The 15,115-nt window shown below is 26.6% G+C and carries 12 protein-coding genes; 7 read left to right on the forward strand and 5 right to left on the reverse strand.

What is annotated here, in order from left to right; all coding sequences use genetic code 11:
• Nucleotide 1 precedes the first annotated feature (1 nt).
• The 5 genes from AVBRAN9334_RS02140 to AVBRAN9334_RS02160 are packed head-to-tail and all read right to left on the reverse strand — an operon-like array spanning nucleotide 2 to nucleotide 5,600.
• Nucleotides 2–2,374 (reverse strand): hybrid sensor histidine kinase/response regulator, encoded by a 2,373-nt coding sequence (locus tag AVBRAN9334_RS02140; protein ID WP_336606893.1) that lies wholly within the window; start codon nucleotides 2,372–2,374, stop codon nucleotides 2–4.
• A gap of 11 nt (nucleotides 2,375–2,385) precedes the next feature.
• Nucleotides 2,386–3,330, reverse strand: coding sequence for a chemotaxis protein (locus AVBRAN9334_RS02145; protein ID WP_214116629.1), 945 nt, complete (start codon nucleotides 3,328–3,330; stop codon nucleotides 2,386–2,388).
• Nucleotides 3,331–3,332: 2 nt separating this feature from the next.
• Nucleotides 3,333–4,061 carry a UDP-2,3-diacylglucosamine diphosphatase gene (locus AVBRAN9334_RS02150; RefSeq protein ID WP_336606894.1) on the reverse strand — a complete coding sequence of 243 codons (729 nt, stop codon included), beginning with the start codon at nucleotides 4,059–4,061 and terminating at the stop codon, nucleotides 3,333–3,335.
• Nucleotides 4,061–4,540 carry a transcription elongation factor GreA gene (gene greA / locus AVBRAN9334_RS02155; protein ID WP_239802743.1) on the reverse strand — a complete coding sequence of 160 codons (480 nt, stop codon included), beginning with the start codon at nucleotides 4,538–4,540 and terminating at the stop codon, nucleotides 4,061–4,063. The genes AVBRAN9334_RS02150 and greA overlap by 1 nt, the downstream gene beginning before the upstream one ends.
• 4 nt (nucleotides 4,541–4,544) lie before the next feature.
• Nucleotides 4,545–5,600 carry a lipid-A-disaccharide synthase gene (locus AVBRAN9334_RS02160; RefSeq protein ID WP_336606895.1) on the reverse strand — a complete coding sequence of 352 codons (1,056 nt, stop codon included), beginning with the start codon at nucleotides 5,598–5,600 and terminating at the stop codon, nucleotides 4,545–4,547.
• A 90-nt stretch (nucleotides 5,601–5,690) separates the two neighbouring features.
• Here AVBRAN9334_RS02160 and AVBRAN9334_RS02165 point away from each other — a divergent pair, with 90 nt between their 5' ends.
• From AVBRAN9334_RS02165 to mnmA, 7 genes are all read left to right on the forward strand, one after another.
• Nucleotides 5,691–9,218, forward strand: coding sequence for an autotransporter outer membrane beta-barrel domain-containing protein (locus tag AVBRAN9334_RS02165; RefSeq protein ID WP_336606896.1), 3,528 nt, complete (start codon nucleotides 5,691–5,693; stop codon nucleotides 9,216–9,218).
• A 150-nt stretch (nucleotides 9,219–9,368) separates the two neighbouring features.
• Nucleotides 9,369–9,935, forward strand: a complete 567-nt coding sequence (locus AVBRAN9334_RS02170; protein WP_336606897.1) for a FecR family protein — start codon at nucleotides 9,369–9,371, stop codon at nucleotides 9,933–9,935.
• Nucleotides 9,936–9,949: 14 nt separating this feature from the next.
• The gene (locus AVBRAN9334_RS02175) at nucleotides 9,950–10,843 is read left to right on the forward strand and encodes a FecR family protein (RefSeq protein ID WP_214120307.1); all 894 of its coding nucleotides are present in this window, start codon (nucleotides 9,950–9,952) and stop codon (nucleotides 10,841–10,843) included.
• Entirely contained in the window at nucleotides 10,840–12,126 is a 1,287-nt protein-coding gene (locus AVBRAN9334_RS02180; RefSeq protein WP_336606898.1) for a porin family protein, read from the forward strand. Before AVBRAN9334_RS02175 ends, AVBRAN9334_RS02180 begins: the two co-directional genes overlap by 4 nt.
• A gap of 12 nt (nucleotides 12,127–12,138) precedes the next feature.
• Nucleotides 12,139–12,801 carry a Type 1 glutamine amidotransferase-like domain-containing protein gene (locus AVBRAN9334_RS02185; RefSeq protein ID WP_336606899.1) on the forward strand — a complete coding sequence of 221 codons (663 nt, stop codon included), beginning with the start codon at nucleotides 12,139–12,141 and terminating at the stop codon, nucleotides 12,799–12,801.
• Between the two features lie 131 nt (nucleotides 12,802–12,932).
• The gene (mqnF, locus tag AVBRAN9334_RS02190; protein ID WP_336606900.1) at nucleotides 12,933–14,114 is read left to right on the forward strand and encodes an aminofutalosine deaminase family hydrolase; all 1,182 of its coding nucleotides are present in this window, start codon (nucleotides 12,933–12,935) and stop codon (nucleotides 14,112–14,114) included.
• Nucleotides 14,111–15,115 carry a tRNA 2-thiouridine(34) synthase MnmA gene (gene mnmA, locus AVBRAN9334_RS02195; protein ID WP_214149728.1) on the forward strand — a complete coding sequence of 335 codons (1,005 nt, stop codon included), beginning with the start codon at nucleotides 14,111–14,113 and terminating at the stop codon, nucleotides 15,113–15,115. The genes mqnF and mnmA overlap by 4 nt, the downstream gene beginning before the upstream one ends.

A 15,115-nucleotide genomic window follows, 5' to 3' on the forward strand; every position in this document is an offset into this window, starting at 1 on the left:
ATTATCCTAATTTTAAATTCTTTCTTACTACATTTTCTAAATATTCATAAGAATAAGGCTTTGTAATATACTCAGTCATTCCTACTTCTACGCCTCTTAATCTATCACTCTTGCTAGTTCTACTTGTAACAGCAATTAGTGGTAGATTTCTATATTTTGCATATTTTCTAATTTCTGCTGCTAGTGTGTAACCATCCATTCTTGGCATTTCAATATCAATTAGCATTCCATCTATTGAATGTTCGCCGCTTTTTACTATATTTAAAGCTTCTACACCATTGCTTGCTTCAATTACTTTAATTCCAAGTGGTTCTAATGCTTTTTTCATAATTCCTCTATCAATTTGAGAATCATCAACAGCTAAAACTACATAATCACTTGGTTTTTCTTTTGAAACTTTAGCACCACTTTCGCTACTTGCTTTAATATCTACTTTAACATCTTTTGCCATATCCATCATTGCACCAACATCAACTATTAATGTAACATTACCATCTCCACGAATGGTCGAGCCTGCAATTCCTGTGATATTTTGTAAATAATATCCCATAGATTTAATTACAACTTCTTCTTGACCTATTAAAGTATCTACTATAATTCCAAGTTTAGAAGCTGCTGCACCGACAACAACTACATAAGCTTGTTCGCTATTTTCAAGTACTTGTTTTACTCCAAATAAATCACTAAGTCTTACAAGTGATAAAACTTCATCTCTAAGTCTTAAAACATTTTTGCCTTCAATTGTATAAATATCATCAATAGCAACTCTTACCGTTTCAAGAACACTAGCAAGTGGAATTGCATAGAATTCTTCTTGAGTTTTTACAAGTAGTGATTGAATGATAGCTAGTGTTAATGGGATTTTTAGTTTTATAACCGTTCCTTTTCCTAACTCGCTATCTACTTCAATAATACCATTTAGCTTATCAATGTTTGTTTTAACAACATCCATTCCAACACCACGACCACTTACATTTGTTACTTGTTTAGCAGTTGAAAATCCTGGTTTAAATATAAGACCATAAGCTTCTTTATCGCTCATATTATCAGCTTCTCTTTCGCTAATAATTCCTTTTTCAATACCTTTAGTTTTTAATACTTCAGCATTAAGTCCTTTACCATCATCAGCTATTTCAATTACTATGTGATTTCCTTCATTGTATGCTTTTAGCTGAACCGTTCCTCTTTCTGGTTTGCCTGCTGCAATTCTATCTTCTGCTGATTCAACTCCGTGATCGCAAGAATTTCTAATCATATGCATAATAGGATCGCCTATTTCTTCTACGATTGATTTATCAAGTTCTGTTTCTTCACCTTCAAGTTCAAGCTCAATTTGTTTTCCTAAATCACGGCTTAAATCTCTAACAACCCTTGGGAATTTGTTAAATACTTTTGCAATTGGTTGCATTCTTGTTTTCATTACAGCTAATTGAATATCAGTTGTTACTACGCTTAATTGATTTACAACTTGATTTAATTCTTCTATGAATTTTTCGCCTTCATATCTTTCTTCAACATCATCATAAATTTTTAAAAGTCTATTTTTACCCAATACAAGTTCGCCTATTAAGTTCATTAGGTTATCAAGTCTTTTTACTTCAACCCTAATAGTTTGCTCCATATTTGATGAGTTGCCTTTATCAGCAGCTACAGGTGCTTGTTTCGCATTTCTAGCTTCTCTTGCATCTTGTTTTTCACTAGCTCTTTCAGAGATTTTTTCTACCGGCTTTTCAACAGGTGTTTCAACTACTTTTTCAACTTTTTTAGTCTCTACCACTGCTTCTTGTTGTTTTTTCTCTTCTCTTCTTGCTTTATCTTCAGCTTTTCTTTGTTTTAATAATCTTTCAATTTCAGCTTCTACTTCATCAGCACTTAAAGAATTTACATCTACTTCTTCTTCATTACTATTTGAATCTTTTTCAATTAATTCTTCAATTTTTTCATTTAAACTTTTTGGCTCAGCCTTAACTTCGCTTAAAATTTTACCCTCGCTAATTGCAGTTAGACGGCTACAAATTGAGCTAATATCCATATTTATTGCTGTATCATTGCCATTATCTTTAATACAATGTAATAAGTCTTTCATCATATCAATTGATTCAAGCACAACATCCATAATATCAGGAGTTATTAGTAATTCGCCGTGACGAGCTTTGTTTAAAACATCTTCCATATGATGAGTTAGTTTTGTTAAAACATCAAAGTTTAAAAAGCTTGAACTTCCTTTAACTGTGTGAGCAACACGGAAAATGCGGTTTAGTAATTCTAAATCTTCAGGATTACTCTCAAGCTCAACTAAATCGTGATCTATTTGTTCAATTAATTCAAAAGCTTCTACTAAGAAGTCTTCTAATATCTCTTGCATATCTTCCATATTTACGCTCCTTACTTATTAATATATGATTCAATTACTCTTGATACTTCTTTGTAAAATACATTAGCATCAAATTTGGTTAAAAAGGCATCTCCACCTACATCTTTACTCTTCAGAGTTGAAAATTCGTTGCTTAAAGATGAGTTGAAGATAATTGGAATACCTTTAAATCTAATATCTTCTCTAACTCTTGAAGCGAAGTGAAATCCGTCCATTTGTGGCATTTCAACATCACTAATAATAACTTTTACTTGATTAGCAATATCGCCTTTGTATGCTTCATAAAGTTCATTCATTTTATTAAGTCCATCTACACCATCTTTTGCTTCAATTACTTTAAAGCCCATTTTATCAAGTGCATCGCGAACTAATTTTCTAGCAGTTGAGCTATCATCTAATACAACTGCTGTTCCTGTCATTTTTTTGATTTCTTTTTCTTCTATATCAATTTTTGGAGAGTAAATTCCAAGCTCTTCAACAATTCTTTCAAGATCTAAGATTAATAAAACTTCATCATTTTCAATCTTAGCAATTCCTGTTATTTGACTTTTATCAAATCCGCCTGTATTTGTTGAAAAATCAGAACCTCTAATATCACTTGCATTAATTCTTCTAATTCTTTTTGCTTCATGAACTATAAAACCTATCATAATATTTGAAAATTCAGCAATAATAATTCTAGGTTTTAATACCATATCTTTTGGCTCAATTATATTCATCCATTTAGCTAAATTTATTACAGGAATTACAACTCCTCTTAAATCAAATACTCCTTCAATATATTCAGGAACACCTGGTAATTCTGTAAGTGCAGGTATTTTTATGATTTCTTTAACTTTAGCAACATTAACTCCATAAATTCCTTCATAGACTTTATGTTGTCCTTGTTTATAGATACGAAAATCTACAAGTTCCATTTCATTAGAATCAGCCTTTAAGACTTTATCTTCTGCCATATTTACTCCTTTCTGGGTAAGTTATATTTTTTTATAAAGCCATATTCTAGTATAAAAAAACTTCGGTCGTTTGCAAAAGCTTCTAAATTCTTGTATTTTATATTTTTTAAGCAATATTCATCTCCTTGATGAAAGTGCCCTTCTATTATATAATCAATATTTACGCCTTTTTTTATAAAAAAACTTTTATATTTTTTAATTCTAAATTCCATTAATTTTTTAAAAAAATCTAATTTTTTATATAGCTTTTTTACCTTTTGTTGATTGCAAATCTTTTGATAAATTTTATCAAAACTTAAAATATTTAATAAATTTAATATAAAAATTACAAAGCTAAATCTTAAAAATCTTAAAGCTATTTGAGTGATGATTGGCAAGAATATATCTCCGTGAGATATAGCAAAAATCTTATCGTTATAAGTCGCTAAAATTGGTTGATTTTTAATTATTTTTACATTGTTAAAAAGCTTAGTTAAATTAAAATCATGATTTCCTTCAAAATAAATAATTTCTATTTTTAAAGCTAAATCATCTAATGCTTTTATAATATCTAAATTATCGTTTTTACAACTTGAAATTCCACCTATTAAAAGATTAAAAATATCTCCTAGAAGTATTACTTGTGGTGGATTAGTCTTTTTTAAAAAATCTATAAAATCTACAAAATCAAGCCTAGTGCTATCATAATGCACATCGGCTATAAAAACTGCTCCTTCTTTTAATACAAGCATTAAATATCAAGCTCTTTATAATAAATTTCAAGTATTTCATAACTAGCTTTACCTTTAGGTAATACTACATTAAACTCATCGCCTTCAACTTTACCTATCATAGCTTTTGCTATAGGTGAGTTTATACTAATATAGCCTTTATCTAAATCGCTTTCACTATTTCCTACTATGCTAAATGTTTTTTCTTCTTCTGTATTTAAATCCATTATCAAAACCGTGCTACCAAATCTTACTTTATCGTGATTAAATTCTGCTGGATTTACTATTTTAGCATTTGCTAAGATTTCGCTAAGTTCTGCTATTTTGCCTTCTAAAAAGCTTTGTTTTTCTCTTGCTGCGTGATATTCAGCGTTTTCTTTTAAATCTCCGTGAGATCTTGCAATATCAATTTCTTTTACCACATTAGGACGCTCAACTACCTTTAAATGCTCTAATTCTTTAAATAATTTTTCATATCCTTTTTGTGTCATCATTTCCATACTATTACTCCTTGATTAATTTTGCTAAATTATTTGCTATTTCACCTTTAGTTAATTCTCTTAATTTTTTTGATTTTTCTAAAAATTCATCTTTATTCGCATTTTCAAATGCTTTTAATAACTCTGTTTTATCTAAATTTTGAATGAATTCTTTATGAAATTCGCCCAAATTAAGCTTATCAAAAATAATATTACAAAGTCCAATAAATTTGATTTTTACTAAAGTTTTTGCTATGAAATAATCAATCATTTTAGCCTTATAACATAAACAAAAAGCATTTCCAATAAGCCCTGCTTCAAGACTTGCAGTCCCGCTACAAATATAAGCAAACTCGCATTCTTTTAAAGTAGCCTTAGTATCATATGAGATAGTAAAGCCGCTTAAATCCCCATATAAATCTAATCTATCTTTTAAAAAATTTGGCACACAAACTACGCATTCATAGTCTTTAAAATCTTGTTTTAAATTCCTAAAAATCGGCATTAAAGATTTGATTTCGCTTTTTCTTGAACCTGGTAAAAAGGCTATTAATTTTTTAGAATTTGAGTTTTCTTTAAAATAATCTTTCAGCGCTTCATTACTTGGATTTCCAAAATAATGAGATTTTTTAAAATACTGATTTTCAAAAGGCAAAATCCCAACTAATTCATCACATAAACTCTCAACTACCTTAATCCTACCTTTTTTCCAAGCCCAAACTTGTGGCAAGATAAAATAAATAATTTTGCCTTTAAAACCTGCTTTTCTTAAGGCTTTTGCAAATGGTATATTAAAAGCAGGAGAATCAATTAATAAAATCTTTTCAATTTTGTCATTAAGTGCTATTTGAACCAAATCTTTTATAGCTTTTTTTGCTTTTAAAATAAGTGGCAAAATCTGCACAAAACCCATAGCATTAAATTCTGTAAAATCACAATAATTATTAGAATTTAAAATAGGAATTTCATTTGTTAAATTAATATCATAAATCCCGTATAATTCTATATTATCTAATTTTTTTAATATATGTTTTAGATGAGAATTTGCAGAATTTTCTAAAGCTATGCTTAATAATTTCATATTTTTTCCTTTAATAAAAATTATTCTTTAAAGAGAATTTAAAGTATATTGATATTATTATAAAACATAATTTTAATATAAGGAGCCACTATGAAATATAGTGCCATTTTACTTAGTGTTAATTTATTTGCAGGTGTTGTAAATCCTAATTTTGCTTATCAAGATTATTTAGATTTTGGAAATAATAAAGGTAAATTTAAAGTAGGTAATAATATAGAAGTTACAGATATTTATGGAAAAACTATTGATTTTAAAGTTCCTATGCCAAGTTTTAATGCAGCAAATACTACAGGAGATTTGATGGGTGAGCTTACTAATATAGGTGGCTCTTTTGCAATCACTGCAGCTCATATGATTAGTCCTACATATAGAAAAGATTTAATACAAAAAGATAAAGAATATGAATTTGGCTTAGTAAAATCAAAAGTAGTAGCAAGTGATACAAATTTTAAAGATTATCTTAAATGGAATAACTCTTGTAGTGAATTAGTTCAAGTTGATGACTTAAAAGATTTTGCTGTAATTAAAATGAGTAAATTAAATATCAATGAAAGTGCAAAGCTAATTGATAAAGAATTTTATTTTAAAAACACAAATGTTAGTGAAAATTTAAAAAACGACCAAACCGTAATTTATCAAGATAAGTATTTTAATAAAAATAGTTCTAGTAAGTGGGATATTGATGCTTATAAAGAATATATTAAAACAAGCGGTGAAAAAGATGATAATAATATAGGAAAAGGTGAAATTTTAAATAATCCAGAAAGATTTAGCGTATATGCAAGAACTGGTAGTGGAATTCAAAAAATTGGTAATATTAATACAAATATTTTTCCTAAAAAAGTAGCTAATCCTTCAGAGTTTTTAACCGGTGGAATTTTATATGTAGATGAAGATAAAAGCAAAATAGAAACAGGATATTTGCATTTAAGTGCAAAGGATTATTATAAAGATGTAAGGCTTGATTTTTCAAATACTTCAGCTCCAGGAGATAGTGGAAGTGCTATTTATGTATGGGATAACTTGAAAAAAGAATGGTTAGTGGTAGGAGTAGTTAGTAGAAGTGATTGTGGTGATGATAATACAACTTGCTCTTATACAAAATATGCTCTTATAAATAGTTTTATAATTAATGATTTTAAGAATGATTTTACTGCTACTTTAAGTGGTAATTCTTACAATTCAAATACAATTAATCAAAATATAAAAGATAAATATGGTGCTAATAATAAAGATTTAGTATTTAGTAAAGCTGCAAGTATTGCTCTAGATAAGAATGAAAATTTTGGCTCAAGTGTGTTTTATTTTAAAGATAATTCTACTTTAAATGGCGAAGAAGTTTTATTGGGTGGAGTTGTGATAGATGATGGTAAGACACTTAAATTTAATGCAAAAACAGCAGCTAATGATAATTTGCATAAAATGGGAAAAGGAACGCTAGAAATTAGCAAAGAAAGTGCAGGTGGATTAAGAAGTGGCGAAGGGCTAACGATTTTAAATACAAGTAATAAAGCGTTTAGTTCAATTTATCTTCTAAACAATGCAGGGCTAAAAATCACTAATGCAAATCAAATTAATAATGCTAATTTAGTTTTTAATGGTGGATATTTGGATTTAAATGGAGTTGATTTAAGTTTTGATAAAATTCAAGCAAATGATTTTAGAACTAAGATTATTAATTCAAATTCTAAAAAATCAACTCTAAGTATAAATAACACTAATGATATAGGTGTTTATCACGGACAAATTAGTGATAATATTGATTTAAAACTGAATAATTCTAAGACTTTTGTATTTGATGGAGAAATAAAAGCTGATGAATTAAGTGTAAATGGTGGAACTACGATATTACAAGGTCATCCTTTAGAGCATTCTTATTTTCTAAATCAATCTTTAGCTAATTCTTTAGGTGTAAATACTGCTCCTAATACAAATACTCAAGATGAATACGAAAATAGAACAAGTAAAATAAATAATATAAATCTAAGTAATTCAACCTTTAAAATATTAAAACATAGCAATTTAACATCAGATAATATTACTTTAGATAAATCAAATCTTAGCATAGGAGAGAATTTGATTTATCTTGATAAATACGATGCAAATCATATAAATAGCTCTTTAGTATTTACTTCTTTTGCTAATGAATTTAATTCAATTGCAAAAGATATTGAAGTGACTGCAAATGTGAAATTAAAAAATAATTCAACTCTTAGCATTATGAATAATTCTAATTTTAGTGGTTCTATAATCACAGAAGATAATAATTCTATTTTAAAGCTAAATAATGCAAATATTGATGCAAATATAAATGTAGCTAATTTAAATGCTAGCAAGACTAATTTTATGTTTAGTTTAAACAATACTCTAATATCAAGTATAAGCACACTAGGTGGGCAAAATACTTTTATGATTAAACCTGATTTAGCTAATGCTAATAAGTTTTTATTAGCAAGTCTTGTAAATACTAATAATACTATTAATAATGATTATTTAAAAGCACTTGATTATAAAGAAAATATCAGTATTTATACACCTAATGTTGAGTTTGTTAATGAAAATGGCAAAGCTAATTGGTATTTAGTAAAGGTAAATAAAGAAGAAATTGAAAATACAACTCCTATTGTGCCAGAAACAAAGCCAGAAACAAAGCCAGAACCTAAACCTAACGATGATTTAAATAAGCCTAGTGTTAAAGATTATTTCTTCGTTCAAGAAAATAAAGAAGTTACACAAATGATTGATAGCTCGTTAAATCAAGTATTTTTTAGCTATGTATTAGAATGGAATAACTTGCAAAAAAGAATGGGGGAATTAAGAAATAACACAGATGCAAATGCTGGAATTTGGTTTAGAGCTTATACAGGTCAAAGCTCTTACGAACACGCAAATAAGACTAAGTTTTATGAAATGCAATTAGGTGCTGATAAATTAAATCAAGGCAATAATTATGTAAATTACACAGGGCTTATTTTTAATGCTAGTAAATATAGTTTAAGTGATAATTTAGATGGCAGTATAAAAGGTTATGGTTTTGGAGCATACTCTAGCACTATATATGATAATGGATTATATTTTGATGTAATAGCAAAATATATAAATTATAAAAATGATTTTAATTTATATGTTAAAAATCAAAACGAAGTTACAAATTCTTTAAAACCAAATAATTCTTATACTTTTTTAGCTAGTGCTGAGATTGGATATAGAAAAGATTTTAATAATTTTTATTTAGAACCACAAATTGAATTAATAACAGGTTATGTAAGTAAGCAAGAATTATCAAGTAATGATAAAAAATTATATTTACAATCAGATTCTTTTATCCCACTTAATTTAAAAGCAGCTATTTTTACAGGTTTTCATAAAAATGATTTATCACTTAGAGCAGGAGTTGGACTTGCTAGTGATTTAGTAAATAATTCTAAGAAAACTATAAAAGATTTAGATACTATAAGTATTAATAATGGTAAAAGAGATTCAAGAGCATTTGTTAATTTATCAAGCTCTTATAAGCTAAATAATCGTTCAAATATAGGCTTAGAATTTGAAAAAACATTCGGAGGTAATCTAAACATAGATTATAGCTTTAACCTAGTATATAGATATAACTTCTAATCTTCTTTCATCACAATAAGATAAAAATTATTGTGATGAATTATTTATAATTTTATTATTTTAAAAATAAAATTTGTTTTTCTTATATTTAATTTTCAATTAATGTTAATTTCATAAAATCATAGATTAATTTTTCAATAAGGACTTATTATGCGTATTTTGCTTTTATTGGTGTTTTTTTCAATTTCATTAGTTGCTAATGTTGGAAGTATTGTAAATTATGTAGGAGATGTTGAGGTTTTAAGAAATCAATCAACAATTAATGTAAATCATAAAAATTATGAGCTATTAGAAAACGATATTATTCTTACTAAAAATAATGCAAAAGTTCAAATAAGATTTATAGATAACACTACTCTTACTTTAGGTAAAAACTCAACTTTACAAATAAATAAATATTTAATTAATGGGGCAAATTCTAAAGTGAATTTGAAAGCTAAAAAAGGAAGCTACGATTTAGTAAGTGGAGAGATTTCTAAGCTAGCTAGACAAAACTTTACTTTCCAAGCAAATACAGCGACCATTGGCATTCGTGGAACTAGATTTAGTGGAGATGTTAATAATGGTTTTGTTGATTGTGTTTCAGGAGAAATTGAAGTTGGAGTAGGCGGTAAAAAATATAATTTAAAAAAAGGAGAGAGATTACACTATAAAAATTTAGGAATTATCAAATTAGAAAAATTAAAACCAAGTAGTTTTAATGTAATCAAATTATAAAAATAGGAGAAAATATGAACAAAATAGCTTTAATTGTGTTTTTAGCAAGCTCACTTTTCGCAAATATTGGAAAAATAGTTACATTAAGAGGAGATGTTGTAATTTTAAGTGACAACAAAGAAAGAATTGCAAAAACAAATGATATTTTAGAAGAAAATGACAAAATAATCACAAAAAATAATGCAAAATTACAAATTAAATTCATAGATAATACAATAGTTACGCTAGGTAAAAATACAACTTTAAATATTAAAGATTATGTAATTGATGGTAAAAAATCAAAAGTAAGTCTTGAAGTAAATAACGGACATTTTAAGGTAATATCGGGAAATATTTCAAAAATAGCTAGAAAGAATTTTGAATTTCAAGCAAAAACAGCAACGATTGGAATTAGAGGAACCGTGTTTGTTGGAAGTCTTGGAAAGGTTGATAAAGTAGGTTGCTTAGAAGGTGCAATAGATGTTAAAGTAGGAAATAAAACTTCTTTAGTTCAAGCAGGAAATCAATTAAGATTTGATAATGATAAGGTTATTAAGATTGAAAAAATAGTTCCTAAGGAATTTGAAACTATTAATACAGGTAAAGAAAGTCAAGTAAATACTAAACAATCTTATAAAAATAGCGAAAGTTTTAATGAGTTTTTAAATTCTAAAGAAGAAATGATAAAAGCAAAACAAGAATATTATCAAAATAAAAATTATCAAGATTATAAAAATAATTATAAATACAATAATGAAAGAATAAAGGATTTAGATACCAATTCAATATCTAAAGATATTATTAAAATATGTAATGGCAATACTTATTGCATACAAAATAAAATAAATTATGCAAATAAGGGATATTTAAATGGTAAAGACTATCAAAACAATAGGCAAAGAAATTCTACTTACGGAGTTCAAAAATGATAAAAAAGATTATTTTATCATTTTTAATAAGCTCTCTTGCTTTTGCTAATTATATAGATGAGTTTAATAAGAAAAATTATAAAAAAGCTTTAGAATTAGCTAAAGCTCAATGTGAGATTGATTGTAGTGACGAAAAACTTAACCTAATTTTGGCAAAAAGTGCTGAAAAATTAAAAGATACAAAAGAAGCAATTGCAGCTTACGATAGGGTTTTAATTATTAATGAAAACAATATTGAAGCTAGATTTTCAATAGCTAATTTATATTATGAAAATAATAATCCAGAGCTTATGAGAGATGAATTAAATTATATGCTAAATAATTTGGATTTAAGTTCTACTCAAAAAGTTAGAATTAATAATATGCTAAATAATTTAGATAATTTGACAAAAGAAGTTGCTAAGCCTTATTTTATAGGACTTAATTTGGGTTTTGCTTATGATACAAACCCGCTTTATGGCAATGATAATTTCACTGATTTTGTTGGTGAGAAGATTAGAAATTTTAAAAATGAAAAAGCAAGTGGTTCTTTAAGTTTTAATTTTAATATAGATGGTGCTTATAATTTAGATTTAGGAAATAATTATTTTGCAGAGCTTTATGCGAGTTTAAATAATAAAAAATATTTAAAAAATAAAAGCGAAAATTATCCTGATTTAAATGTATTAACATTAGCAATTAATCCAAGCTATATAAGGGATAATCACAAAATTACTTTAAATGCTAGTTATGATTTTGTATTACTTAGAAGAGCTGCGTTTTTGCATAGCTTAAATATGGGTATTAATTATGAAAATAATGTAAATGATAATTATTTATATTTAATTTCTTATGATTTATCTAAAGGAATATTTGCTGATAGTATGGATAAAGATTCTAATTTTATTCATCATTCTTTAGGTCTTAATAATGTTTTTGCATATAATGATAATATTTATTATTTTAATTTAAATTATGATTTAGAAAATGCTAAAGATAGTTTTAGTGCTAATTCTGATTTTAAAAATTATGGTATAAAAATCGGGGCTATTATTCCTATATTAAATAAAGTTAGTTTTAAGCCAAGTTTTGGTTATAATCATACAATTTATAAAAAGGTTGATTCATCTTATTATTCAAAAAGAAAAGATAATGAAATAATTATTTCTGGTATTTTTGATTATAAATTAGATTATAATCAATCTTTGAGTTTCGCTTTGATTTATGATAAGCAAAATTCAAATCATAATTTTTATGATAGTTTAAACTATACAAGTATGATTAGTTATAGATATGAGTTTTAAAAGGAAAAAATTATGAGAAATATTTTATTATTAAGCAGTGATAGGTATAAAAACTTAAATTCTTTTGATTGGTGTGCTAGTATATTAAATGATTTTTTTGCTAAAACTAAACAAATAGCTTTAGTTCCTTATGCTCAAGTAATTGATGGATTTGATGAATACGAAAAAACTCTTAAAAATAAAATAAACTCAAAAATAGTTTCTATACACAATGACCCTATTAATATATTAAACGATAGCGATGGGATATTGGTAAGTGGCGGTAATTTATTTGTTCTTTTGCATAGATTACAAAAGCTAAATTTATTAGATATTTTAAAAGATAAAATAGAAAATTCTATAACCTATGCTGGTTGGGGTGCTGGGGCTAGTGTATTATCAGAAGATATTAAAACTTGCAATGATTTACCTATATTATACCCTAGCAATTTAAAAGCTTTAGGTATTTTAAAATACCAAATAATCACTGAATATATCCCTCAAGATAGGGAATATTCAATGAAGCTTTATGAATATTTTAAGCTAAATCAAAATTCTTCTGTTTTTGCTCTGCCATATGGTTCTGCTCTTAAAATTCATAATGATAGTGCCTTAGTAATGGGTAATGAAGGGGTTTTAAAATTATCTGAATATTATGAGCAATACTTTAAAATTGGTGATTTTATCAAGCTTTAATACATATTTTTAATCAAAAGAATTTAAATTATGGATTAAATTTTTATCTAAAAAGGATTTTTATTATCCGATTTGCTATTTTTAACAACATTTATTAAAAAAAGTTTCGTAATATTTCATAAAGGAAAAAAATGATTAAAATTATGAAAACTAAGGCTATTTTAGACTTTAGCCAAGATGAATTTTTACAAACTAATAAAGCTTTAGTATTTGATGAAGAGATTATTAAAATATGTGATTTTAACAAGGCTTTAAGTGAATACAAAAACGCTCAAATAATTGATAAAAGCGAATATATTTTAAGCCCAGTATTATGTAATTTGCATTCACATTTAGAGTTTTGTCTATCTAAGCTTTATTATGGAGATTTTGCAAAATGGCTTGAGAGCATTATCAAAAATCGTGAAGCGATAAATAAAGATTTATTAAGTAAAGAGATTAATAGACAAATTGAAATTCTAATGCAAAGCGGGGTAGGGTATCTAGGCGAAATTTCAAGTTTTGGAGCGAACCTAGAAATCCTATCAAATAGCAAGATAAAAAGCATTATTTTTCACGAGATTTTAGGTGCTAATGATGAAACTTTAAAAAATAATATTAAGAGTTTTGAAGAGAGATTTTCAAGATTTTCAAACCTTAATAATCATATATCATTGCATAGTCCTTATTCAATTTGTGATAAGACTTATGAATACGCACTTAATTTTGCTAAGAAAAATGATTTATTAATCAGCACACATTTTTTAGAAAGTGCTTATGAAAAGGAGTATTTGCAAGGCAAAAGTAACGCTTTAAGCAATTATTTAGCTAGATTTAATCCTAGTTTAATTACTAAGGATTTTTTAAGTGGATTTGATGATTTAAGAGCTATTTTTACTCATTGTAATTATGTTGATGATTTTAGTATTTTTAAATCTCATCATATAATTATGACTTGTCCTAAATCAAATAGATTTTTAGGCTCTCGTGCAATTAAGCTTAAAAATCTTTTAGCAAATGATTTAAATCTTAGCATAGGCACAGATGGGCTTAGCTCAAATAATAGTTTAAATATGTTTGATGAGCTAAGAGCTTTTATATTTACTCATAACGAATTTGAATTAAACGAATTAGCTTACATAATTTATAAGGCGGCTTGTTTTGATAATTCTCATTTATTTTTAAATGGCTTAAAGCCTTTAAGTAATGGTGCTAAGGCAGATTTTATCTTACTAGATGATTTTGGCTATGATAAGGATAATGTATTAGCTCAAATAATTTTAAGAACGAATAAAATAAAAAATATGTATTTAGATGGAAAGGAAATTATATGAATGTAGTTTTAGCAATGAGTGGTGGGGTTGATAGCTCTTATACAGCTCTTATGCTTAAAGAAAAAGGTTTTAATGTAAGTGGTGTTTATATGAAATTACACAATCGTTTAAACTATCACGAAAAAAATATAGAAAATGGACAAAGAGTGGCTGATTTTTTAGGAATTTCTTATGATATTATTGATTTTACTGATGAATTTAGCAAAGCAGTTTTTAATCCATTTATTAAGACTTATGAAGATGGACTTACTCCAAATCCTTGTGCTTTATGCAATCAAAAAATAAAACTAGGAGCATTATTAGACTATGCTAAAAGCAAAAATGCAAAGTTAGCGACAGGACATTACGCTCAAATAGAAAACAATATGCTTAAAAAAGCCGTAGATTTAAGCAAAGACCAAACATATTTTCTAGCAAATGTAAATAAAGAAAGTTTAAATGATGTGCTTTTTCCACTAGGGGATAAATTTAAAAAAGACATAAAAGAACAAGCACTAAAAATCCCTATGTTAAAATCAATCAGCGAACAAAAAGAAAGCTCTGAAATATGTTTTGTAACCACAAATTACACCGATATTTTAAAAGATTATGTAAAAGTTAATCAAAAAGGCTTAGTAAAAAATACTAAGGGCGAAGTTGTAGGAGAGCACGAAGGCTATATGCATTATACTATCGGTAAAAGGCGTGGTTTTAGTGTAAAAGGTGCATTAACTCCACATTATGTATTAGAAATTGATGCGAAAGAAAATGTAATAATAGTAGGTTCAAAAGAAGAATTATTTGTAAAAGAATTTCAATTAAAAAATGTAAATGCTTTTTGTGATTTTGATGAGATTGATTGTAAGGTAAAAATCAGATATAACACTAAAGAAGTGCCTTGTAAATTGCTAAAAAATGAAAAAAAGGTTTTATTAGAAGAAAGCGTATATGCTTTAGCAAAAGGACAATTAGCAGTATTTTATCAAGGTGATTTAGTAGTAGCAAGTGGTTTTATAAATTAA

This window comes from Campylobacter sp. RM9334 (assembly GCF_020138145.1).
Classification (GTDB): domain Bacteria; phylum Campylobacterota; class Campylobacteria; order Campylobacterales; family Campylobacteraceae; genus Campylobacter_E.

Excerpts from the sequence above, each read along its gene's own strand:
- AVBRAN9334_RS02140 (WP_336606893.1), bottom strand. The coding sequence starts at position 2,374 with ATGGAAGATATGCAAGAGATATTAGAAGACTTCTTAGTAGAAGCTTTT.
- AVBRAN9334_RS02145 (WP_214116629.1), bottom strand. The coding sequence starts at position 3,330 with ATGGCAGAAGATAAAGTCTTAAAGGCTGATTCTAATGAAATGGAACTT.
- AVBRAN9334_RS02150 (WP_336606894.1), bottom strand. The coding sequence starts at position 4,061 with ATGCTTGTATTAAAAGAAGGAGCAGTTTTTATAGCCGATGTGCATTAT.
- greA (WP_239802743.1), bottom strand. The coding sequence starts at position 4,540 with ATGGAAATGATGACACAAAAAGGATATGAAAAATTATTTAAAGAATTA.
- AVBRAN9334_RS02160 (WP_336606895.1), bottom strand. The coding sequence starts at position 5,600 with ATGAAATTATTAAGCATAGCTTTAGAAAATTCTGCAAATTCTCATCTA.
- AVBRAN9334_RS02165 (WP_336606896.1), top strand. The coding sequence starts at position 5,691 with ATGAAATATAGTGCCATTTTACTTAGTGTTAATTTATTTGCAGGTGTT.
- AVBRAN9334_RS02170 (WP_336606897.1), top strand. The coding sequence starts at position 9,369 with ATGCGTATTTTGCTTTTATTGGTGTTTTTTTCAATTTCATTAGTTGCT.
- AVBRAN9334_RS02175 (WP_214120307.1), top strand. The coding sequence starts at position 9,950 with ATGAACAAAATAGCTTTAATTGTGTTTTTAGCAAGCTCACTTTTCGCA.
- AVBRAN9334_RS02180 (WP_336606898.1), top strand. The coding sequence starts at position 10,840 with ATGATAAAAAAGATTATTTTATCATTTTTAATAAGCTCTCTTGCTTTT.
- AVBRAN9334_RS02185 (WP_336606899.1), top strand. The coding sequence starts at position 12,139 with ATGAGAAATATTTTATTATTAAGCAGTGATAGGTATAAAAACTTAAAT.
- mqnF (WP_336606900.1), top strand. The coding sequence starts at position 12,933 with ATGATTAAAATTATGAAAACTAAGGCTATTTTAGACTTTAGCCAAGAT.
- mnmA (WP_214149728.1), top strand. The coding sequence starts at position 14,111 with ATGAATGTAGTTTTAGCAATGAGTGGTGGGGTTGATAGCTCTTATACA.